Below are 23995 nucleotides of genomic sequence, written 5' to 3' on the forward strand. Positions count from 1 at the left end.
TAGTTGTTATTATTGTAATTTAATTTAAACAACAAGTGAGATCATATTTACACCTATCATCTTTTAAAATGAAGAGTAGGGCTACGATGCTATGAATAACGATGAATTTGAAAAAAATTTAGCAAAAAATATAAGGATCTTTTAGTAAACTTTGTTGCTATTTTTATTAAAAATTTATTAGAGCTTAATCATTGTAAAAGTAGGAAAGAAGCCCGATCACTAAATGTATAAGTGTTTATATCTTAAAATGGATAGCAACAATCAATGCGCAAAAAGCTAAATATAAAGACCCCAGCTCAAGAAGAAACTGGGGGTTTTAAAAATGTACCTTTACATTTAGCCGTGCTCTTTTACACCTTCATTAGCAGTAATCGTTGTTTGCTCCTTGTCAAACTTAGGTAATGTAACCGCGTAATAAATTCCTACTACTAAGACACAAATACCGACGAGCCAGTATAAACCTTCAACGGTAATAATTGCTGGGAAAGTTACCGCAATAACACCCAAAGTAATCGTTTGAGAAAACATCATTAATGGGTCAATCCAGCCCTGAACCCTTCCCATCATTTTTGGATCTACAATTTTTGGAAGCCAACCACCCATTGCTACATTAATCATTGGTATAGTTAAAGCTACAATGAACATAATTGAGAAAAACAATACAAGGTTTGTTGCGTATGCTGCTGTGACAATAAATAAACCACTAAATAACAATCCAAAGATCATCATCTGATATAGCTTGAATTTTTGCGCTACTATGGAGGCGACGACACTGCCAATTAAAACCCCAACGCCAAATACAATTCCTGAGATTACTGCCATTTCTTCGTACGTGTCAGGTGCTAATTTATATTTAAGTATAAATACTTGCATAACGGAAAAGCCACCATTAATGATCCCAAAGATGAGAAAGCCGATTACTAAGGAAACTAGTAGTCGATTCCCAAAAATATAGCGTAAGCCTGATTTGAAATCTTTAACAATCATTTTAATTTGCAAGTCTTTAATCGTATGTTTTCCATTAGGTAAGCGTACTGATTCTGGAATATTACATGTGTGAAGAAGTATTGCACTTATGATGAATGATATACAGTCAACGATAATTGCCCCTTCAATTCCTACTGTCCAATAAGCTATAGCTCCAAGTCCATTTCCAAATAACATAAATAAGCTACCTAGCATTTGATTTAATCCAGCAGCCGTTGTATAATCATCCTCTTGTAAAATTCCTTGGATAATACCCGTTTCTGCAGGTATGAAGAATTTTGATACAGCACTTCTTAAAAATAGTATTGAAAAAATAAGTGGCATCCATCCAAGCCATATTGAAGCGAGAAAAAAAACTGATAATATAGCTCGAATCCAATCACTATATATGGCTATTTTTTTCCGATCCATGCGATCAGCTAATACACCAACGAAAAAAAACACTACTAATGTCGGAAGAGAATACATCATTTCATTAATTGTGGCATAGGCAGGTTGATTCGAGAAACGATCTAATAAGTAAAATAGAAAAGCTGTCAAACCAATTACCGAACCCATTTGCGAAGTAAGGTGTGCAAAAAACACTTTCGTATAATTACGGTTTTTAAAAACGGCAAAAGTCTTTTTCATTTTTTTCTCCTTATCGTTTTTTCTTTAGGATCAGTATATTTGATAAAAGGACGTATTGTAACAGTCTGTTGATTGGTTGTAGCTCAGTCCCTAGACCGAGATGGTGAGTTTGGACAGAGAAACAAATAAAAGGCTCTTTTTAATAGTAGAAAAGATGCCAACAATGTTAAATGTATATGTATTTATATTCATGTTTGAACTCAATGTAAAAGGTAAACTAGGTATAATATTTTCCTGAAATTAGGATACCATGTTATAACTTGTATATGGAAGTATAATATGAAGGCTTGGAGATGACTGAGCTATAAAATGAAATATTTACTAGCATATTAGTAGATTTTATGAGGTAACAGATCTAGTAAATTTGGTTTATGATCAGGAAATGAGTTGGTGTGAAACTTTTATCTTCTTAGAAGTCTGTTAAAACGAAAGTGTTTCGTGAAACCAAGTATTACTAAACTAATCAAATGTTTTGAAAAACAGTAAGATAATACAAAAAAAGTAGGTCTTTATATCTGTATGTATGCTAGTCCAGTGTTACAATTCTGTTACAATAAATACATGTATATTCCTATTGTAGTAGTAATTTTTCTCGTTTATTCTAAACATATCCCCATTACGAAACAGGGATAAATTTATTCGAAAAGGAGAAAAAGTATGAAAAAGCTGCTTACAATTGCTTCAGTAACACTCCTTACAGGTTCTTTATTTTCCCCATCTACGAAAGCGTTTTCAGGAGAAGTTAATGCAGGTGCGGGAAGCTATTCGACCGTCAAGCCTAGTAATGTATCTGATGTGCAAGAAATGATTTATAAGACTTCAAACATAACTGGAGCGATGCCAACAAATGATTGGTGGAGCTCTACAGCATGGGTGCAATATTCTGACGCTCAATATCCTCATCCGTTAGCCATGATTAATGAATCAGCTGGGCTTCGAATCTATAACCCTAGCAATAATATAGAAGGCTTAGGTGGATTTACGAAAGGTTGGATGAATGATATAGATGATTTTGTTCTTGGGCATACTGGAACAAGCTCATTTGGAGATACGAAAGTTGATGGATTTAGTGATTGGTTTGTCACAAATGAATCCAAAAGTGGATCAAACGTTTTAAACGTTACGTATGGTCATGGTTCACCGTTTGTTTATGCGACCTATGAAGGGGGCGACCCAAAAATTACACTCCCTTCTATTCCGCCGACCGTTTGGTATGGTGATGAAAATAGTAATGTGTTAGGTATTACAACTGAAAAAGGTAGTCATTATGCACTATTTGGTCCAACTGGTTCAACTTGGTCAGGTTTAGACACTAAGACGTTAACAAACCATCTAAACGGTAAGAATTACTTTTCTATAGCTGTTTTACCTGATAATTCTTTAGAGACATTAAAGAAATTTGAACAGTATGCATACTCTCATGTTGTAGATACAAAGGTTGACTGGTCTTACAATGAGTCAACAAGTGAGGTAGAAACAACGTACAACTTTGTAACAGAGGCAAAAGAGGGTTCTAATGAAGGGACGATATTCGCTTTATACCCACATCAGTGGAAAAGTACAAATCAACCATTGTTAGACTATACATTTGATTCAGTTCGTGGGACGATGAAGGTTGCAGAAGGCAGTTCATTCAAGACAACAATGGCTTTTAATGGTGTATTACCATCATTACCTGATTTAGGGACATATGATAAGGCAACATTAGCAAGTTATATAGATGAGGCACAAACTGAAGTTGACTCGTCAACTGATACGTATTGGTATGGTAAACGTTTAGGTGAACTTGCAACACTTGCACCAATTGCTGAGCAAGTTGGTGATACAGATGCAGCTAATCAATTCCGCCAAGAAATGAAAGCTGGCTTAGAGGATTGGTTAACAGCAAGTGATCAAAGTGGCAATTTAAATAACGAGCGCCTATTTTATTACAATGATAATTGGGGTACGCTGTTAGGATATCCTGACAGTTTTGGGTCAGTTGAAGAAATGAATGATCACCATTTCCATTACGGATATTTTATTAAAGCTGCTGCAGAAATAGCACGTGTTGATAAAAACTGGGCTAGTAATAGCCAGTGGGGACAAATGATAGAGCTGTTAATTAGAGATATTGCAAACGCTGATCGCAATGATGAAACCTTTCCATTTTTAAGGAATTTTGACATGTATGCGGGGCATACTTGGGCTTCTGGTCATGCTAAATTCTTTGATGGTAACAACAATGAATCATCATCAGAAGCAATGAATGCTTGGGCTGGTCTCATTCTTTGGGGAGAAGCTACAGGCAATAAGGAATTACGTGATTTAGGTATTTACTTATTTACGACTGAAATGAATGCCATTAATGAATATTGGTTTGATGTTACAGGAGAAAATCATGACCCAGGATTTACTAGAGAAACAGCTAGTATGGTTTGGGGAGGAAAAACTGTCGGTGATGCAGTATGGTGGACGAATAACCCAGAGGAAGTTCACGGTATTAACTGGTTACCTATTACAGGGGCTTCATTATATTTAACACAATATCCAGAATACACGAAACGAAATTACGATGCACTAGTAGCTGAAAATGGCGGCGAAGATTGGAATGTTTGGGAAGATCTTATTTGGATGTACCGTGCCATTGAGAACCCTGATGATGCAATAAGGCAGTTTAATGCTAGAGCGGATATATTTGAACCAGAGGCTGGAAATTCCAAAGCAAATACGTATCACTGGATTCACAATTTAAATGCATTAGGAAATGCTGACCCTACCATTACAGCAGATTATCCAATCCATGCAGTCTTTACGAAAGGTAATGTAAAAACGTATGTCGTTTATAATATGACAGATTCAGTAAAAACAGTCACATTCTCAGATGGCGCGACAGTGACTGTTGAACCACATCAATTCAATGTTGGTAACGGGACAGGAACTACAGATCCAGGTGGAGATCCAGGTGGAGATCCAGGGGATAACCCAGGAGACGATCCAGTTATTAATGCTTTCGACCAAATCGAAGCAGAGCAATACACTTCAATGAGTGGAATTGAAACTGAGCAGACGACTGATGTAGGCGGCGGCTTAAACGTAGGTTGGATTGATAATGGAGACTATCTAGTATTTAATCGTGTTGATTTTGGGACTGGTGCAACTGGTGTAGAAGCTAGGGTAGCTACAGAATCAACTGGAGGAACGATTGAATTAAGACTTGATAGTATAGAAGGAGAGTTAATCGGTACAGTAGACATTACACCTACAGGTGGATGGCAAAACTGGGTAACAAACACTGGGGCTATTACTAATGTCACAGGTATACATGACCTATATGTAGTGTTCAAAGGTGAAACAGATGCTGGAATGGGTAATTTAAATTGGTTGACATTCACTAATGATCCTGTTGATGACGATAGTAATGTAATTACCGCAGATGATTATACAATTGAAATGATTAATGATGGGCAGAATGCTAAGTTTATTTTTACGCCTAACGCAGGATCATCTGCATTTGTAGATTTCCATTACAAGGTTAATGATGAGGTACAACAAAATGTAAGAGCTGTGAAAAACGGAGAGAACTGGGAGTATACTGTTAATGGTTTACAAGCAGGAGACTCAATCAATTTCTTTTATACGTACGAAAAAAGCCAATTAGCGTATGATTCTCCTTGGTATGAGTACACACATTAAAAAATAATATTTACTTGAAGGGGGGATCAGTCTAATTTAGACTGATCCCCCCTTTCTAATGGCAAAAAGTTAACATACCCTTCATTCTATTGGATAAAAAGCTAACTTAATTAATCAAGCTGCTTCCATTTTTTCTTCATTGTTGGTCTTGTATAGTTTTGCATTGTTTCGATTAACGTTTCGGCATCCGCTGATTTAATCATTAAGTCTAAATGAGAATCATTAGAAAACCCTTCTTGAACACTATGCTTGACCATTTCGACTAATGGATCAAAATAGCTGTTTACATTATATAAACCTATAGGTTTTTCGTGTATACCTATTTGAGCCCAGCATAACACTTCAAATAATTCTTCAAAAGTACCGAGTCCACCCGGTAATGCGATATATCCGTCAGCTAGTTCTCCCATTTTTGCTTTTCGTTCATGCATGCTATCAACTTCAATGAACTCTGTTAATTGTTGATGCACCATCTCACCTCTGAATAAACCAGATGGCATAATTCCAACAACTTCTGCCCCATGAGATAATGCTGCATTTGCAACCTCACCCATTAAGCCAATTTTAGAGCCACCATATATAAGTCTGTAGCCATTTTGGCCAATTATTTTACCTAAAGTTTGTGCCTTTTGTAAATATTCATCACTTACACCAACATTCGAACCTGCAAATACACAAATCGATTTCATTTTTTCAACTCCAACTCCAAAATAGAAACTATTGTAATTCTACTATACTACATCTAAATAATATTTGTTTGGTATGAATAAGTATAAAATTCCAAACATACTATTGGAAATAAGATGAAATGCCTATTGTAGCCAGCATTGTCGTATGAAGGTATACAGCCAAAGAGGACAAGCGTAGCGGTAAGTGGTTGATAGCAAAAATAAGAATTGAGGAGAGGTTCAATGAGAAAGCGTGATGTAGTATTGATGTTGCTTTTAGTAGTGATATTTTCTACAGCTTGTGGAACGAACGAAACTACCAATAGCAGTGGAGCAGATCAAAATTTCGACTTAGTAGAACAAGGAAAACTAACGTGGGCTAGTAGCGGCTTGTATAAACCTTTTAACTACTCAGAAAACGGAGAACTAAAAGGATTTGATGTTGAGATTGGTTATGCACTAGCAGAAAAGCTTGGACTTGAGCCAAATCCTGTTACCACACCATGGGAAACAATATTGCAAGGTTTAAAAGGAGAAAAATTTGACATTATTTTAGGAAGTATGGCTATAACAGATGATCGATTAAAACAAGTTAACTTTACAGACCCATATTATTATTCAGGTGGTACAGTTTTTGTTTCGGATGAAAATAAAGAAATTAAATCAGCAGATGATTTAGCTGGGAAACGAATTGGCGTTGTAGCACAAAGCACATATGATGAAGCTGCGAAGAAGTATACTGACGATATTAAGTATTATAACAGTGATGTTACAGCACTCAATGATTTAACAGTAAAAGGTCGGCTAGATGCGGTTATTACTGATTCAATCGTTGGCTTTGAAGCTCAAGCAGCAGGTTTAACTATTAAAGAGGCTGGAGACCGTCTGTGGGTCGAACGAATTGGTATTGCGGTTAGAAAAGATGACGAAGAATTGTTGGAAGCTTTAAATGAAGTGTTAGAAGAAATTGTTACGGACGGTACGTATGTAGATATTTCAAATGATTTTTTTGGTACGAATCTATTAGATGTCAATCTTGAAGGTGTTGAAATATATAAATAATAGTAGGTTTATTATGCGGATAGGGGGTGCGGCCTATGGTTATTGTTGATTTGTTCTTAAGAACATTTTCCGGATTTATAGAAGCTAGCTGGATGACTATACGGTTAACGATCGTAGGTCTAACACTAGGTTCATTGTTAGGTATTATTTTTGCTTTCTTTAAAATCTCTCAATCTAAGCTATTGCAAACAATTGCTTCAATATATATTACGCTAATTCGTGGCACTCCTTTAATAGTACAAATTTCTTTTTTGTATTTTGGTATCTCTTCCCTTATTGTTTTATCAGGATTTTGGGCAGGGTCAATCGCACTAGCTATTCATAATGGAGCGTATATAGCTGAAATATTTCGGGGAGCCATTCAAAGTATTGATAAAGGACAACGCGAAGCAAGTAGTTCACTAGGTATGACGAGAACACAAAGTATGTATCGAATTATCTTTCCACAAGCATTTAAACGATCGATCCCCCCACTTGGAAACCAATTTATTATTTGTTTAAAGGATTCTTCGTTAGTATATGTCATTGGGGTTGCTGAGATTTATTCTTTAGCAAATATGGAGGCGGCAAACTCATTCCAACAGTTTGAAGCATTCTTTGTTGCTGGACTATATTATTTAGTTTTAGTGATGATATTTACGTATTTATTACATGTGGTGGAAAAAAGGGTCGATGTTGAAAAAGTGAGGTGAATAATAAACAGTGCTAACGGCTAGGGATGTATATAAAGCATTTGGTGATCTTCAAGTGTTGCAAGGTATTGATCTACACATTAAGCCTCAAGAGGTAGTAGTTTTGGTTGGAATTAGTGGTTCTGGAAAAAGTACATTGCTAAGGTGCTTTAATTTCTTGGAGACAATTGATAGTGGAGAAATATTAATTGATAATAAGAAAATATCTCCCAAAAAAGACAATTTATCGAAGGTGAGAGAGCAGGTAGGGATGGTTTTTCAGCATTTTAATTTATTTCCGCATAAAACAGTTATTGAAAATATTATTGAAGCACCTATAATTGTAAAAAAAGTTAATAAAAACGAAGCTATACAAGAGGGTTTAGCATTGTTAGAAAAAGTTGGACTACAGGACAAAGCACATGCGTATCCTCATATGCTTTCAGGTGGTCAAAAGCAACGTGTAGCAATTGCAAGGTCACTTGCTATGAAACCAAAGGCAATGTTGTTTGATGAACCCACTTCTGCACTCGATCCTGAGCTGGTGGGAGAGGTGCTCCAAGTAATAAAAAACCTTGCCAAAGAAGGAATGACAATGGTTATTGTTACCCATGAAATGAATTTTGCACGAGACGTAGCAGATAGAATTGTTATGCTACACGAAGGCACAATAATTGAGACGGCTGCTCCAAAAGATTTCTTTGAAAATCCAACACATGAGCGCACGAAGCAATTTTTAAAGCTTGTAAATAGATAAACACCGTACTACAAGGATTATTCCTTGTAGTATTTTAATTTGAAGGACTAAATATTTGAAGCTACTTAACATTTTCATGAGATTGCTTACAATTGTTGCAGTAGCTTTTTAACTTTGGGCTATGGACACGCACATAAAGCGCAAGGTGGCATTATAAACGAAGAATTGATGTCTGGAGCTGGTTTTTCGGGCTTATTTCAATACGAAAGTAGCCTCAAGAAAAAAATATGAAAGAACCTCCGTCATTTAATCTCTTGTATGAAAAAGACTATTTCTTACCAATATATATATTGTCAGGTATATGTCGATAAGAAAGACCATGTGGCAACTTTGTTGCAATTTACTATCTATTGAAGTAGAGAGAGGTTTTATTCAATCCGTATTGATGAATGTTGTAGAAAAAATGTAATGAATAGCTAACTGTATAGCTAGAGTTTTTATTAGAAGGCTGTTTTCGTATTGGTTTCGTTCTAAGAAATAACCAAGCGGTCGTGGCATCTTTTCTACTTTTTCTAGGGTCAGGTCCTGTCTTACTATCCATTGTTAATAAGAATAGCAACAAAGTTTACGAAAAGAGCCTAGTAGAACAAGAATAACTAATGTGAAAACAATCAAAAAGAAAAAAATTTTTAGAATTTGTCCATGATATATAAACATATAATTTAATGTATGATAGAATATCAATTAAATAACCTTGTTTTATAGCGTTTTAAAATATGATTATGTGTTTTTCACAAGGACAACTGTTTATCTTTAGATGACAGCTTACCACAAATATGAAAATGGAAACGAGACAACATATTGGAGGGATTAACCATGTCAAGTCATGTTTTAGCTTCTTTTTTACAAAATAACTTAGAGGATTTAAAAAACAACGGACTATATAATGTCATAGATCCAATAGAAAGCCCGAATGGGCCGATCATCAAAATTGCTGGAAGAGAATTGATTAACTTATCTTCTAATAATTATTTAGGCTTAGCGACTGATGAACGATTGAAGGAAGTTGCTATAAAAACGATTGAAGAGTATGGCGTGGGTGCAGGTGCAGTCAGAACGATAAATGGAACGATGGATTTGCACGTTAAGTTGGAAGAAGAGTTAGCAAAATTTAAACATACAGAAGCTGCAATTGCTTACCAGTCAGGGTTTAATTGTAATATGGCAGCAATTTCAGCTGTAATGGATAAGAATGATGCGATTTTGTCTGATGAGCTAAATCATGCATCTATTATTGACGGATGCCGTCTCTCAAAAGCAAAAATTATTCGCTTCAATCATTCTGACATGGATGATTTGCGTCAAAAGGCAAAGGAAGCGAAACAATCTGGACTTTATAACAAAATTATGGTCATTACAGATGGCGTATTTTCGATGGACGGAGATATTGCAAAATTACCTGAAATCGTTGAAATAGCTGAAGAGTTTGACCTGATTACATATGTAGATGATGCCCATGGCTCTGGTGTTCTAGGGAAAGGTGCGGGAACAGTTAAGCATTTTGGTTTATCTGATAAAGTAGATTTTCAAATTGGTACGCTGTCAAAGGCCATCGGTGTTGTAGGTGGTTACGTTGCAGGAAAAAGAGATTTAATCGATTGGCTAAAAGTAAGAAGCAGACCATTTTTATTCTCAACTGCATTAACTCCAGCTGATGTAGCAGCATGTACGAAAGCCATTGATATATTAATGAGTAGTACGGAATTACAGGAAAGATTATGGGGAAATGGAGATTATTTAAAGGAAGGTCTTCGCAACTTAGGGTTTGATATTGGTCATAGTGAAACACCAATAACCCCAGTAATCATCGGCGATGAAGTGAAAACTCAACAATTTAGTAAGAGATTAAATGAAGAAGGTGTGTATGCTAAGTCAATTGTTTTTCCAACAGTACCAAAGGGAACGGGAAGGATTCGTAATATGCCTACAGCAGCACATTCGAAGGAAATGTTAGATCAGGCGATTGGTATATTTGAAAAAGTAGGAAAAGAATTAGCTGTTCTCTAATAGTTCGGTTCAAAAGGCGGAGAAGAACAAGGGAGTGTAGCTATAGCATGATACCCTTGAGAAACTCCATATCAAAATGATTTGGGGGATGTAAGATGAAAAAAATCATGGTTACTGGTGCATTAGGTCAAATTGGTTCCGAGTTAGTCATGAAAATGCGCGATATTTATGGACCGAACAACATCATTGCAACTGATATTCGAAATATTGATAGTGCAGTGGTACACTCAGGTCCATTTGAGATTCTTGATGTAACAGATGATAAGAAAATGTTCGATTTAGCTAAAGGTTATGAAGTAGATACGATTATTCACTTGGCAGCGCTGCTGTCAGCTACTGCTGAATCAAAGCCATTACTTGCATGGAATCTTAATATGGGAGGACTTGTTAATGCTTTAGAAGTAGCTAGGGAACTAGGGTGTCAATTTTTTACTCCAAGTTCAATTGGTGCTTTCGGACCGAACACGCCAAAAGAACAAACACCACAAGACACCATTCAAAGACCAACAACAATGTATGGTGTAAATAAAGTATCTGGTGAATTATTATGTGATTATTATTATCATAAGTTTGCAGTTGATACGAGAGGTCTACGTTTTCCAGGATTAGTTTCTTATATGACTCCACCTGGGGGAGGAACAACTGATTATGCAGTCGATATTTACTATCAAGCAATTGAAAAGAAGCAATATACTTCATTTATTAATAAAGGAACGTATATGGATATGATGTATATGGCAGATGCTGTTCATGCAGTTATTACATTAATGGAGGCTGATGCAACTCGTCTTAAGCATCGAAATTCTTTTAATGTATCTGCAATGAGTATTGCACCTGAGCATATTGAGGTAGCTATTCAACAACACATTCCAGAGTTCAAGCTATACTATGATGTTGATCCTGTCAGACAATCAATAGCAGATAGTTGGCCTAATGCCATAGATTGCTCAGCTGCTAAGGATGAGTGGGATTTCAGTGTGAATTATGACTTAGAAAAAATGACAGTAGATATGTTGGAAAAGCTAAAAAAAAAGCAATTAGTTAACGTGTAAGGTTTATATTAAAAACAAAATTCAACAAAAGGGTTAGAAATGGACATCTTTACATAATGAGATGTCTATTTTTATTTGTTTTCTTATTTGCAATGCAGCAATAGTCTTTGTTAAAGATATTGCTATGGTGCATTTGCTGTTTCACTTTGGTTGGCTCTGTTAGTAATCTTTGTTGTGATTTTTACTTAAAACGAACAGAATGGAGCGTATTACGAGAGTTCAATAATTGTAAAAAGGAAGGAAAAATACCAGCGTGCTGATATGTAAGTACGAAAAGTAACAATCAAGGCAAAACAGCCTGTTGACAAGATCCTCACCTGTTACCATACTCTTACTCAATAAAAGAAAACAAATCGTTACTTCACTTTAAATTCTTCATCTACTAGAACGATAAAGACCGTTCATAATCATAGCTTTTTATCCGTATTTTTATCCATCATTATACACAAAACCTATCCTTGTACTGTTTTAGGACATAATGAAGCTGTGTCCATGGAATTATACTAGCATGAAAGCTTCTATCTATGTTTTTACAAAAGTAAATGAGATATATAGCATAAACTAATTAACAATTAAATATAATCTTATATATTAATTTAGTGACTGCTATTTCCATACCATTTTTTAATAATAATATATTTTAAGGGGGAATCTACCAGCATATTTAAGATAAGAAATTGAAGAGGATAAATTATGAATATCTCTATCATGGGAATAGCGTCTGATAGTTTAGTTACTGGATGTTATCCTGCAGAGATAGGTTTAAAGCAAGTTCATGGGGCAGCAATTTAGAATTACTCTATCGATAGACTAAGTGTTAATACCAATCAAGTAGATTGTATTGTGATATAGAAGATTAAGCAATTTTATCAAAATATTATTAGTTATGGTGTACTTAGCATAAATTTTATTAATGGGTTAAGATATTTCGATTATTGTCACTTTTTGAATTATCACGAGTTATTACAAGAATATTCAATTAATTAAATTGTAAATCGTTTAATGGCGGGCAAGCTATTTGGATAATTAATAGATCGTTCTATGTACAATACTATCATAGTATCCTGATATTTATTGCAAAATAAAAATTTCTAGTGTGATGCATTTTACTATAGTCCTGTCTTCGAAATTAATAAAGCCCACGGTCATTTTTATAGGCCATTTAAAATCTACTAAACTACATTCGAATTGAACATTACTTACTTCGAGAAAAATAGATAAAGTTAAATTCATTTTTTCACTATTATCACTGTTAAAACGATCTAACTATTAATTAAAACAGCCATGAATATACAATTAATTCTAATTATATGGACATAATTACCACTACAATACATATAGTGTATTAGTAGATTTGAATTATATAAATCTGGGGGGATTTGTGTGGAAGAGGTTGTCATGAAAGAGGAAGTAAATGAAATAATTGATAATATGCCTGTTGTTGATATTGCAGGAATAGGTTTTGGACCATCAAACCTTGCATTAGCTATAGCACTTGAAGAGTCTGATAGCAATTTTTATAGTGTGTTTTTTGAAGGTAAAGATCATTTTGCATGGCACCCTAATATGTTAATAGATGGAATGCAGCTACAAGTTTCTTTTATAAAGGATCTAGTAACCTTAAGAAATCCACAAAGTTATTTTTCATTTATAAACTATTTAAAAGTACAAAATCGATTAAATGATTTTATTAATTTACGAGATTTTTACCCAACAAGGTTAGAATATAATGATTATTTTCGTTGGGCAGCAGGTCATTTTGCTAATCAGGTACACTATGGAACAAAAGTCAGTAGAATTGAGCCGTATGGTGAAGAAAAAAATCATAGAATTAAATATATTAAAATGACTACAGAAAACTTAAAGACTGGAGATGTTACAGAGTTTTTAGCGAAAAATATTATCGTAGCTACTGGTGGTAAACCAAACATTCCAGAACATCTCGAAATAAACTCTGATAAAGTTATTCATTCAAACCAGTTTCTTTATAAACTAAAAGAAAACTATCCAGATACTAATAAGCCATATCGTTTTGTAGTAGTAGGATCTGGTCAAAGTGCAGCAGAAATTTTTTATTATTTAATGAATCATTATAAAAATGCCCATGTAACTGCTGCTTTTAAAAACTATGCCTATAGGCAAACAGATGATAGCCCGTTTGTAAACGAGTTATACCACCATTCAATGGTAGATTTTCTTAACAATTTAACATCTGAGCAAAGATCATCTTTTTTAGATGAACATCAAAATACGAATTATGCTGTAGTAGATGCGCAATTAATTAAGGATATTTATAAAATGATATATATTCAAAAATTATCTGGTTCAAACAGATGTGAAATAAAACCATTTATGGATTTGAAAAATATTGTTGAAAAGGGCGAGGATTTAGCTGGTGAGTTTTTAAATATGAAAAATGAACTTGAAGAGATATCAGCTGATGGCATATTTTTAGCAACTGGCTATCAAAGAAAAATTCCATCACTAATAGATGGTATTACTGAATATATGGAAAAAGACGAAAAAGGTCAAGTCAAGGTAGATAGAGACCATAAATTAGTTGTTAAAGACTCCTTGTCACCATCAATTTATGTGCAGGGTTTTAATGAACAAAATAATGGCTTAAGTGACACATTATTATCAATTTTACCTTTTAGAGCTGGCGAAATTTTAAAGAGTTTACAGCTTAATAATTTTGTAGAATAACAATTATCCGATTATATAGCAGGAAAACTTAAATAATTGGGAGGCAACAAAATTGAATATTCAAAAGCTTAACGAAAATGAGTTTTCTCACGAATATGGAATACTTTGTAAAAGAATTGCTGCTTGGGAGAACGTTCCTGATCCTCCTTTTGGATCTTCATATTGTGTTATTAAACCAGGCCATTCTTCTGAACCACATAATCACCATGAAGGCGAATTATTTTATATATTAGATGGTTGCGGAGTTATTGAAGTTGATGATGAGATAGCAGAAGTTGAGAGTGGGGACGTCATTTATTTAAATGCTTTTAGTACGCACTCTTTAAGAAATAATACGAACCATAAAGATTTAACATTTTTAGCCGTATGGTGGGAAGATAGTAAATTACTAGAGGAAGCGCTCGATACAGGTCCTCATAATTATGCGCATAAGACGTTAATTACTGCCCCGCCACCAACACCTAATGGCGATTTACACCTTGGTCATCTATCTGGGCCGTATTTAGGCGCAGATATTTATAATCGATTTTTGAAGCTACAAGATCTTAAGAGCCATTATATAAGCGGGACAGATGACTTTCAAAGTTATGTTCCCCTTAAAGCAGATCAGCTCAAAAGATCCCCAAAAGAAGTAGCTGATTCTTTTGGTAAAGTGATTGAAGATACTTTTTCTTTAGCTTCGATAAAAATGGATCATTTATATAGACCAAACCACTCTGTTGAATACTTAGATTTTATCCAACAATTTTTTATGAAACTATATAACCAAGGTAAGTTAATTGAAAAGGAAGTACCATCCTTATTTTGTGAATATTGTGATTGTTATTTATATGGTGCTCATGTCAAGGGAAATTGTCCTCACTGTTTAGAAAGCAGTGATGGAAATGGGTGTGAGAAGTGTGGTCAACCGAATGATTGCACAGATATGCTCGATGTAAAGTGTAAGCAGTGTGATCATATTCCTTCAATAAAAATGACAAAGCATTTATACTTTCCTCTTCAAAATTATAATAATCAGCTACGTGAATACTATAAAAAAGTTACGATGGGTTCACATCTACGTTCGCTTTGTGAAAAGCTATTATCAGAGGGGTTACCCGACATTCGTATCACCCATATTTCAGATTGGGGAATACCAGTACCGTTAGATACGTATAATGATCAAATTTTGTACGTTTGGTTTGAAATGGCACCAGGTTATTTGGCTGCAACCGATCAGTGTTTAAAGCAATATGATACAAATGACAGTTGGAAAAAGATATGGAAAAATGATCAATCAAAAAATATACAATTTTTTGGTTTTGATAATGGTTTCTATTATGCAGTCCTTATTCCAGCGTTACATATGGCATTTGATTCTGACATGCATTTACCTGATGTTTTTGTAACGAATGAATTTTTACAATTAGATAATTTAAAGTTTTCTACGAGTAGGGGTCACGCTATCTGGGGTCAGGATATTTTTAGAAAAATTCCAACTGACCAAGTCCGTTTTTTTCTTTCCTACATTCGTCCAGAAAATAGACAAACAAATTTCTCTTTATTAGAATTTGAGCACACGAATGAACAGGTGTTAATGAATGAGTGGCAAAATTGGCTGCAACACTTATTAGATAAAGTAAATCATCGATACGGTGGAGTAACTCCTCACGTAGGTAATTGGTCAGATAGGCATCTATCTTTTTATGAAATGATAAAAACCACTGTCACTGAAGTAACTAAGGCATATGAAGCAGATAGCTTTTCACCACAGCAAGTAACTAGATTATTAAATGAGTTTGTTCGTAAATCCTCAGCTTTTGGTGAATCCGAGCAATATTTAGGTGATATTACCTCACTAATTGATGACTATCAAACAAGTATATCGCTAGAACTGACATCGGCAAAACAATTAGCAATATTAGTTGCGCCAATTATGCCACAGTTTTCACAGTTACTTTGGAAATGCCTAGGAATAAACGAACCAATTAAATGGGAATATAATCCAATCATAATAGAAGGTAATTTACGAATTTCTAGTTCCCAGGATACATTCTTTCTTCCTATTAAGGAATGTCTAAGAGAATTAGAGGTGAAGTAACTTGATGGAAAGAGATGTAGTTATAATTGGTGGAGGAGTCATTGGTGCATCCATATTATATTATTTATCGAAAAATGGATATAATAATGCTGCATTAATAGAGAAAAGTCATTTTGCTTGCGGTTCAACTGCAAAATCTGGTGGGTTCATAAGAGTCTACCACTCTAATCCACTTTTAACGGAGATGTCGATGGAAAGCTTTTCATCTTTCAAAAATTTCGAACAAGAAATAGGTAGGTCCTGTGGTTACGTAAAAACAGGATTGCTACATTTAATACCTGACAATCAAGTTACCTACATGTTAGATGAAGTAAAAAAGCTACAACAACAATATGAATATTCAATTGAAGCTTTGACAATAAATGAAGCGAAAAAGCTGTTCCCTTCTCTTTCGTTTGATGGAGTCGGAGCAGTTGCCTATGAACCAGAAGGTGGATTTGCAGATCCAGTTCTAACAACAAAAGCTTGGATTGATGCGGCTAGATCTTTAGGAGCAATAGCAATGGAAGGCACAGAAGTCACAGATATTGTACTTGATAATGAGAAAGTAGTAGGAGTCAACACGACAGCAGGTTTTATCCAAGCAAAGGCAGTTATTCTAGCTACAGGTGCTTGGAGTTCAACTTTTATACAGCAGCTTCAATTAAACTATCGAATTCGGAGTAAAAGTATTCAAATTCAATTTGTTAAGAGACCTGAAGAAGCATTGATACTACCAGCTTTCATTGATAATACGACAGAGTTATTTAGTAGACCAGATACTCATGATCTTGTACTAGTTGGCTATCCAACAAATCAGTGGGATATAAATCCCGATGATGTACGTGCAATGGATTATGATGAAACATTAAAGGTAAACCAGATCGCTAAGAAGCGTTTTCAATGGTTTGACAACAGCACCTTTTCTGGTGGAAGGTTAAGTTTTGATGGTTATACAAATAATGAAGTAGGAATTTTAGAGGAAGCATCTGGGTTAAAAGGCTTAATAATATCAGCTGGATGGAGTGGGGGAGGGTATAAACTTTCCCCAGCAGTAGGACAAAGAACAGTTAAACTCATCAAAGAGATGGAACAATAAATAAAATGATTTATGTTTAAAGTAAGGTTGGTCAAGAAAGGGCTCTTTTCGTAAACGTCATTTTATAGTTCCTAGAGAAGAAAAGATGCCCTGGAACAATAGATATCTACGTATTTATATCTTAGAGCGAAAAGCAACAAATAATTCGAAAACAGCCAACAAGTAATTATCATAAAATACTAACTACTTATAAAGAAGGAAGGTCAGTAGATGAAAACTGTAAAAAAAGCAATTATCCCTGCCGCAGGCTTAGGCACTAGGTTTTTACCAGCAACAAAAGCAATGCCTAAAGAAATGCTTCCAATTGTAGATAAGCCTACTATCCAATACATTGTGGAAGAGGCAGTTGCTTCAGGTATTGAGGATATTATGATTGTCACTGGAAAGGGTAAACGCGCAATTGAAGACCATTTTGACACAGCTTTTGAGTTAGAACAGAGCTTAATAGAAAAGGAAAAATATGACCTGCTTCATAAAGTTCAAGCAGCATCTAATATAGCTAATATTCATTACATTAGGCAAAAAGAACCAAAGGGTTTAGGACATGCTATTTGGAGTGCAAGAAAGTTTATTAATGATGAACCATTTGCTGTTTTGTTAGGGGATGACATAGTCGTATCAGACCCACCTTGCTTAAGGCAGTTAATTAATGAATATGAGGAAACAGAAGCACCAATTATAGGTGTACAACAAGTACAAGAGCATGAGACTGAAAAATATGGAATTATAAACCCTATAGAAAAAAATGGACGACGTTATCAAGTTAGTGAATTTATAGAAAAACCAAAGCAAGGTACAGCTCCGTCAAATTTAGCAATAATGGGTCGCTATATTTTAACACCACAAATATTTCGATTTTTGGATAAGCAGGAAGTAGGGGCTGGGGGCGAAATACAGTTGACTGATGCCATTCAAAAGTTAAATGAAATACAACGTGTTTTTGCTTATGATTTTGATGGTGTGAGATATGATGTGGGCGAAAAATTAGGTTTTATTCAAACGACATTAGAGTTTTCTATGAAAAATGACGAGATAAAGTCCTCCGTTATTCGTATAATGGAAGATTTACTTCAGAGAGAAAAAGTAAAACCTCAAGCATAAAGAACACAAACAATATTGAAGAAATCAATAACAGGGATTAAGTAATGTAGGTCAATTATATAGCATAAATAATGTTGATTGTGCGCTGGAATTATTGATTCAATGTGACATAGAAGGTGACCTCATATAAACAAGCAGAAAGACAAAAGAGGCAACCAACAAGGATATACGAGTTCGAAAGTGCTATTTTGAATTAAATATAGGTTAATATGTGTGGTCGGGACTTCCACTTTGACCATAGAATTATATATACTTAAAGTAATGAATACTAAATGAAGAAGGTGGAAGTAGTGGAAAGATTATATGAACTTCTTAAAAACCATTATGATGAGATGGTGGAAATCAGGAGACATTTACATCAGCACCCTGAGCTTTCTTTTAAAGAAGTAACAACGCCTGCATACATTGCCGATTACCATAAGCACTTAGGCCATGAGGTTAGATCAGAAGTAGGAGGACGTGGAGTTGTTGCAACGTTACGAGGTGGTCAACCTGGAAAGACAGTGGCACTTCGAGCTGATTTTGACGCATTAGCAATCCATGAAGAAAATGATGTGGAATATAAGTCAAAGGTTGACGGAGTTATGCATGCTTGCGGACATGATGGTCATACTGCGACATTGTTAGTATTAGCTAAGGTGTTAAATATGATGAAGGAAGAGTTACAAGGAAATATCGTCTTTATTCATCAGCACGCAGAAGAGGTAGCTCCAGGAGGGGCGATTGACATGATTAATGATGGCTGCCTTGATGGTGTTGACGTAATTTTTGGAACACACTTATGGGCAACTTCACCTGTTGGACAGATTTCATGTAGGAAAGGTGCACTCATGGCTGCCGCTGATAGATTTGAAATTACTGTACAAGGTAAAGGAGGTCATGGGGCAGAGCCTCACCTTACAAAAGACTCAGTAGTTATAGGAGCACAACTTGTTACAAATCTGCAGCAAATTGTTTCTAGAAGAGTAGACCCTTTACAATCGGCAGTAATTTCTGTAGGGTCTTTTGAGGCGAGTAATCCATTTAACGTCATATCAGATTCTGCTGTTCTAATTGGTACAGCTCGATCATTTGATGAGACAGTGAGAGATCTAATTGAACAAGAGTTAGAGAGAGTTGTCAAAGGAACATGCCTTTCTTCTGATGCGGATTATACATTTAACTTTACAAGAGGTTACCCTCCTGTAATTAATCATCAAGCTGAAGCTCAGTATTTAATGGATATAGCGAAAAATGTACCTGGTGTAGATGAAGTTATTACGTGTGAGCCTTCTATGGGAGGAGAGGATTTCGCGTATTATCTTCAACATGTACAAGGCGCATTCTTTTTCACAGGAGCAAAGAGCCCTACATGGGAAAAAGCTTATCCACATCATCACCCTAAGTTTAATATTGATGAAGAGGCTATGTTAATTGCTGCCAAAACACTAGGAGCAGTGACTTTATCGTACCTTAAGCAATATGCTACTATAAACGCATAATGGAAGTTGTTTAATATTTTATGAAATTATTAGATTCTAGTTTGCTATAAAGAAAAATGGCTACAGCATTGTTAAAATGTTGTGGCCATTTCTGCTTTCTGTATGTCTAGCTCTACCTCCTAATCCCTCGAGGTCACTTCACCATTTCATTTGAAGTCAAAGAGCGCCTTCTAATGAAATGCTTCCAGTGCTTGTCGGGATTAAGCAGTCGGCTGCGCTTTTCTGTATGTCTAGCTCCAGCGCCTATCCCCTCGAGTCGCTTCACCATTTCTCATGAAGTCAAAAAGCGACTTCAAGTGAAATGCTTCCAGCGCTTGTCAGGGATGATCAAGGCGCTACCGCTTTTCTGTATGTCTAGCTCCACCTCCTAATCCCTCGAGGTCACTTCACCATTTCATTTGAAGTCAAAGAGCGCCTTCTAATGAAATGCTTCCAGTGCTTGTCGGGATTAAGCAGTCGGCTGCGCTTTTCTAACTGTCTAGCTCCAGCACCTATCCCCTCGAGTCGCTTCACCATTTCTCATGAAGTCAAAAAGTGACTTCAAGCGAAATGCTTCCAGCGCTTGTCGGGGATGAACAAGGCGCTTACGCTTTTCTTAATAAGTTAGGGCTTTGGAGATGACCCAGCCTATTGCTAATGACATTAATAATAAGAATGTACCAACCGCACGGTTATCTTTATCAATTGCTTCTTTAATACTAAATCGAATCGTCACAACTTCAGCTAAAATGGAAGCAATGATTTGTGCGAGTATCCCGATTGAACCCCAAATAATCATGTCAATGATAGAGATCGAGTATTCCATTGCCGATCCAATAACAAAGGCGATACCAAGGAGCTTACCACCAATGACCATAGCTGCTGCTCTGTTCCCCTGTCCTATCATTTTGAATTTTTCATTCTTTGTCGTTAGTTCAAAAACAATAAGCCCAATAATTAACATCAATAGTGCAGTACCAGCATAAGCTAGAAAGTTTAAGTATAAATTCATTATAGTTCTCCTCTCAACATTTTCATCTTTTGATACCGATTGGCAAAAAGTAAGATAGATTATCAGTTATTTTGTTTCCGACACGAAAGCCAATGGCACTTGCTCTTCCTTGGAGTAAAAAAGAACCTATAATAATATGGCCTTCTTTCATTCCGTTCACTGTTTGAAAGCTAGTCTTTGGTAACTCGACTAATTGCTGGTACACAGGCAAAGAGCTCGTATAGGACTTATTCTTATCCTCTAGTATTTTTTCTCCTTTTGATGAGAATATTTCAACAGTATCTCCTTCTCGTCCGAAAGAAGGTTTTTTGACATAGTTTAGTTCATTTGCTATTAAAGGGTCTGCCTCTAAATAAGTAGGGAGAAAATATGTTGATATTCGATCATGCTCGATTTTTGAAAAAAAGTCACTCTTATCCTCATGTAGCCCCCAAATGGCTGCAAGAATCGCTTTAGATTGTAATAAAAAAGCTGAGGGTGGATTGATAATTGCAAGCTTTTGATCACGAACAAGGTCAAGTAACATGACCCCTATATTATTGTTAAACTCATCTTTATCACATACCAAATGCTCTAAAGGATATGTTTGACGATATAACACATCGATTTTACGCCCATTTTCATCGTATAATCCTTCTGATTGTTTAATTTGTAGCTTATGAAGCGGCACGAATCTTGAAGGAATATTTGCCAAGTCTTGAAGGTAAAGTGAGGTGTTTAAATCTTCATCACTTTCTTCGTGGGATGTAAATACGACATACGGATTGCTTATCTCCTGTACATATTTAATACTAGAGAAAATCGCTTGTCGTACAGAATTAGCTAAAAGTTCTTCTTCATGATGATTAGGGTTTTGATACCCGAATGCATCACATACCTTACCGTTGATTGAGAATAGCTCTTTAATAAAGGTAGGTGTATCAGCGTTAAATTCTAAAACCTTATAAGTGCTACCTACTTTTACTAGATCAAGTCGTGCAATGATCGTTTCTACGTCGATGGTTTGTAGACGAAGATAAGGAATTGACTCATTGGGGAACCCAAGCTGCTGCAGTGTTTCGTTATTAACGTGCCTTAATAGTCGAGCAACCTTAAAAAAGATGCTCCCAATGTGACTTGAAGCAAGGCGGATGTTTTCTACTTCATCCTTAGTGAGAGGATGAATATCAAATAATGCGTATTCTTGACCATACATGTCAGGCCAAAATTTGGGTATACGATCGTAAAACACTCTTCTGTGAATTTCCCATTCCTTCATCGTAGTAGTTATTACCCTCCGTATGATCCACTGCTACTCTTACCAAATCCAGATGAACTACTTGAACTTGATTGTGACTTTTGAGTGGAAGTTGTTGATTGTTCAGAATTAGTTGACACGGAATTATTTGAAGATTTAGTTTGTGACTGGTTTGATTGGGAGGTGGAATTGTTAGTATTATTATTTACAGCATTCGTTGAAGATGAAACAAAACTTTTACTATACTTCCCACTTTTTATGTCAGCTTTTGTTTTGAATAGCTTATTTTGATAAAAGTAATGACCGCGATAATCTGAATCATCGTCATCACATTCATACATTTCATCATCAACATCCCAGTCCCACTCATCACAGCCAACTACCGATGGCTCGATTGGAATGGTTCTTGTATCCCCATCTCCGCTATCAGTTGTTTCATAAGTATACTCATTTGCCGCACTTGAACAACCAGATAACCCAGTTGCAATCACAGCCGCTGATAAACCTTTAATTAATTTTATAGTTTTGCTCATAGTACACCTGCTTTCAAAAAATCACATTCATATCGTATCATAGAAACTTAATGTTGTAATTAGGTACAAATGGTAAAAAATGATTAATTTTGTCCTTCTTTATAAAGAGTATTATACGATCATATTTTCTTCCCCTTATCTCTTTTACGTGTTGCGTTAATAAAAGTTTCATCCTGCATGCTTCCTGTTGTTAATGATGTAGCTTCTGTAATCGAATTATCGATAGCCATCTCTTTGTGGAGATAGTACGCTACAAACGGTAATTGTAAACATATATTTAATTTTTAGTGAGAAAAACATGGTAAAGAAGCTATATAAAAGTTGACAATTATTTCAATATGTTTATAGTAGGTAGTATAATAACTACTAAAGGGAGTAAGAAGTGGAAGAAATTTATAATGAACTTCAAAAGTTGGGTTTTTCTAAATATGAATGTAAAGCTTATATAAGCTTGCTAAAGAAATCTCCTAGTACAGGATATGAAATTAGTAAGCTTTCAGGAGTTCCACGATCGATGATATATGAAGTGATAGCTAAATTGTTGGATAAGGGTGCGATATATAAAGTGCCTTCTGATCCTGTGAAATATAGTCCTGTACCTGCTAAGGAATTAATCACAAGGTTTAGGAGCCAATTTGAACAGTCATTTGATTACCTAGAAAAAAATTTAATGACATTAGAAGGAGAACGCGAAGCAGATGTTATTTGGCATATCCGTAGTGACGAACTAGTTATAGCGGAAATAGTTGATTTAATTGGCAAGGCTGAAAAAGAACTATGGTTATCAGTATGGGAGCCACAAACTCCTATGATACAAGAAGCTGTCGATCAGCGTCATGAAGAAGGAGTTAAAATCTTTACTATTTTGTTCGGTAATCGACATTTACAATTAGGATCGACTTATCACCATAACTACATGCCACCAGATGTAGTGAAAGAAAGAACAGGTGGTCATTTAACAATTGCTGCTAGAGATGGAGAAGAGGTAATCATAGCAAATTTTTCTGAAGAAACACCTGCTTGGGCAGTCAAATCGAAAGATCCTGCACTTATATTAGTCGCAACTGAATATATTAGGCATGATATTATGATTGAAGAAATCACTCGTAAATTTGGTGAGGATAAATTAGATTCACTATGGAGAAAGGACAATGACCTTCTTCATGTTGTAACAGGAAAGCGGTTCAAATGAATTGAGCCGCCTTTTTTACACACGAATTATTAGTAGTTAGAAAGATAACATCTAATATTAAGTTGTTATGTAAACTTGTGAAGGGAG

At 35.4% G+C, this 23995-nt stretch carries 19 protein-coding genes; 12 read left to right on the forward strand and 7 right to left on the reverse strand.

The genetic code is table 11. The annotated features are described in order from the left end of the window. Positions 1-336: 336 nt before the first annotated feature. Entirely contained in the window at positions 337-1617 is a 1281-nt protein-coding gene (locus JM172_RS13460; RefSeq protein WP_214482877.1) for an MFS transporter, read from the reverse strand. A gap of 657 nt (positions 1618-2274) precedes the next feature. On the opposite strand from JM172_RS13460, the gene JM172_RS13465 reads away from it, so the two are divergent. Then, positions 2275-5292, forward strand: coding sequence for a glycosyl hydrolase (locus tag JM172_RS13465; protein ID WP_214482878.1), 3018 nt, complete (start codon positions 2275-2277; stop codon positions 5290-5292). A 110-nt stretch (positions 5293-5402) separates the two neighbouring features. Here JM172_RS13465 and JM172_RS13470 read toward each other — a convergent pair whose 3' ends face one another. Beyond that, positions 5403-5981, reverse strand: coding sequence for an LOG family protein (locus tag JM172_RS13470; protein ID WP_214482879.1), 579 nt, complete (start codon positions 5979-5981; stop codon positions 5403-5405). A 222-nt stretch (positions 5982-6203) separates the two neighbouring features. Here JM172_RS13470 and JM172_RS13475 point away from each other — a divergent pair, with 222 nt between their 5' ends. From JM172_RS13475 to JM172_RS13520, 10 genes are all read left to right on the forward strand, one after another. Further along, positions 6204-7022 carry a transporter substrate-binding domain-containing protein gene (locus tag JM172_RS13475; RefSeq protein ID WP_214482880.1) on the forward strand — a complete coding sequence of 273 codons (819 nt, stop codon included), beginning with the start codon at positions 6204-6206 and terminating at the stop codon, positions 7020-7022. 35 nt (positions 7023-7057) lie between these two features. Continuing rightward, positions 7058-7714, forward strand: coding sequence for an amino acid ABC transporter permease (locus JM172_RS13480; protein ID WP_214482881.1), 657 nt, complete (start codon positions 7058-7060; stop codon positions 7712-7714). 10 nt (positions 7715-7724) lie between these two features. After that, a complete protein-coding gene (locus JM172_RS13485; RefSeq protein WP_214482882.1) occupies positions 7725-8450 on the forward strand; it encodes an amino acid ABC transporter ATP-binding protein in 726 nt (241 codons plus the stop codon). Positions 8451-9266: 816 nt separating this feature from the next. After that, complete coding sequence (locus tag JM172_RS13490) at positions 9267-10457, forward strand: glycine C-acetyltransferase (RefSeq protein WP_214482883.1); 1191 nt, start codon at positions 9267-9269, stop codon at positions 10455-10457. Between the two features lie 95 nt (positions 10458-10552). Further along, positions 10553-11509 (forward strand): L-threonine 3-dehydrogenase, encoded by a 957-nt coding sequence (locus JM172_RS13495; protein WP_214482884.1) that lies wholly within the window; start codon positions 10553-10555, stop codon positions 11507-11509. A gap of 1383 nt (positions 11510-12892) precedes the next feature. After that, positions 12893-14215 carry a lysine N(6)-hydroxylase/L-ornithine N(5)-oxygenase family protein gene (locus JM172_RS13500; protein WP_214482885.1) on the forward strand — a complete coding sequence of 441 codons (1323 nt, stop codon included), beginning with the start codon at positions 12893-12895 and terminating at the stop codon, positions 14213-14215. A gap of 52 nt (positions 14216-14267) precedes the next feature. Further along, the gene (locus JM172_RS13505; protein WP_214482886.1) at positions 14268-16295 is read left to right on the forward strand and encodes a class I tRNA ligase family protein; all 2028 of its coding nucleotides are present in this window, start codon (positions 14268-14270) and stop codon (positions 16293-16295) included. A gap of 4 nt (positions 16296-16299) precedes the next feature. Continuing rightward, positions 16300-17373: an NAD(P)/FAD-dependent oxidoreductase gene (locus tag JM172_RS13510; protein ID WP_214482887.1), complete on the forward strand. Its 1074-nt coding sequence runs from the start codon at positions 16300-16302 to the stop codon at positions 17371-17373. A gap of 210 nt (positions 17374-17583) precedes the next feature. Beyond that, positions 17584-18474, forward strand: coding sequence for a UTP--glucose-1-phosphate uridylyltransferase GalU (gene galU, locus JM172_RS13515; protein WP_214482888.1), 891 nt, complete (start codon positions 17584-17586; stop codon positions 18472-18474). 290 nt (positions 18475-18764) lie between these two features. After that, positions 18765-19955: a M20 family metallopeptidase gene (locus tag JM172_RS13520; protein WP_352223484.1), complete on the forward strand. Its 1191-nt coding sequence runs from the start codon at positions 18765-18767 to the stop codon at positions 19953-19955. Positions 19956-20088: 133 nt separating this feature from the next. Here JM172_RS13520 and JM172_RS25190 read toward each other — a convergent pair whose 3' ends face one another. From JM172_RS25190 to JM172_RS13535, 5 genes are all read right to left on the reverse strand, one after another. After that, on the reverse strand, positions 20089-20220 hold the full coding sequence (locus JM172_RS25190) for a hypothetical protein (RefSeq protein WP_284730461.1): 132 nt from the start codon (positions 20218-20220) through the stop codon (positions 20089-20091). Between the two features lie 116 nt (positions 20221-20336). Further along, positions 20337-20468, reverse strand: coding sequence for a hypothetical protein (locus tag JM172_RS25195; protein ID WP_284730462.1), 132 nt, complete (start codon positions 20466-20468; stop codon positions 20337-20339). Positions 20469-20550: 82 nt separating this feature from the next. Continuing rightward, positions 20551-20946 carry a DUF350 domain-containing protein gene (locus JM172_RS13525; RefSeq protein ID WP_214482890.1) on the reverse strand — a complete coding sequence of 132 codons (396 nt, stop codon included), beginning with the start codon at positions 20944-20946 and terminating at the stop codon, positions 20551-20553. Positions 20947-20968: 22 nt separating this feature from the next. Continuing rightward, entirely contained in the window at positions 20969-22204 is a 1236-nt protein-coding gene (locus tag JM172_RS13530; protein WP_214482891.1) for a glutathionylspermidine synthase family protein, read from the reverse strand. 11 nt (positions 22205-22215) lie between these two features. Then, positions 22216-22716 (reverse strand): hypothetical protein, encoded by a 501-nt coding sequence (locus tag JM172_RS13535; RefSeq protein ID WP_214482892.1) that lies wholly within the window; start codon positions 22714-22716, stop codon positions 22216-22218. 382 nt (positions 22717-23098) lie between these two features. On the opposite strand from JM172_RS13535, the gene JM172_RS13540 reads away from it, so the two are divergent. Then, positions 23099-23908, forward strand: coding sequence for a TrmB family transcriptional regulator (locus JM172_RS13540; protein WP_214482893.1), 810 nt, complete (start codon positions 23099-23101; stop codon positions 23906-23908). The last annotated feature ends 87 nt before the right edge of the window (positions 23909-23995 follow it).

The organism is Bacillus sp. SM2101 (genome assembly GCF_018588585.1).
Classification (GTDB): Bacteria; Bacillota; Bacilli; order Bacillales; family SM2101; genus Nanhaiella; species Nanhaiella sioensis.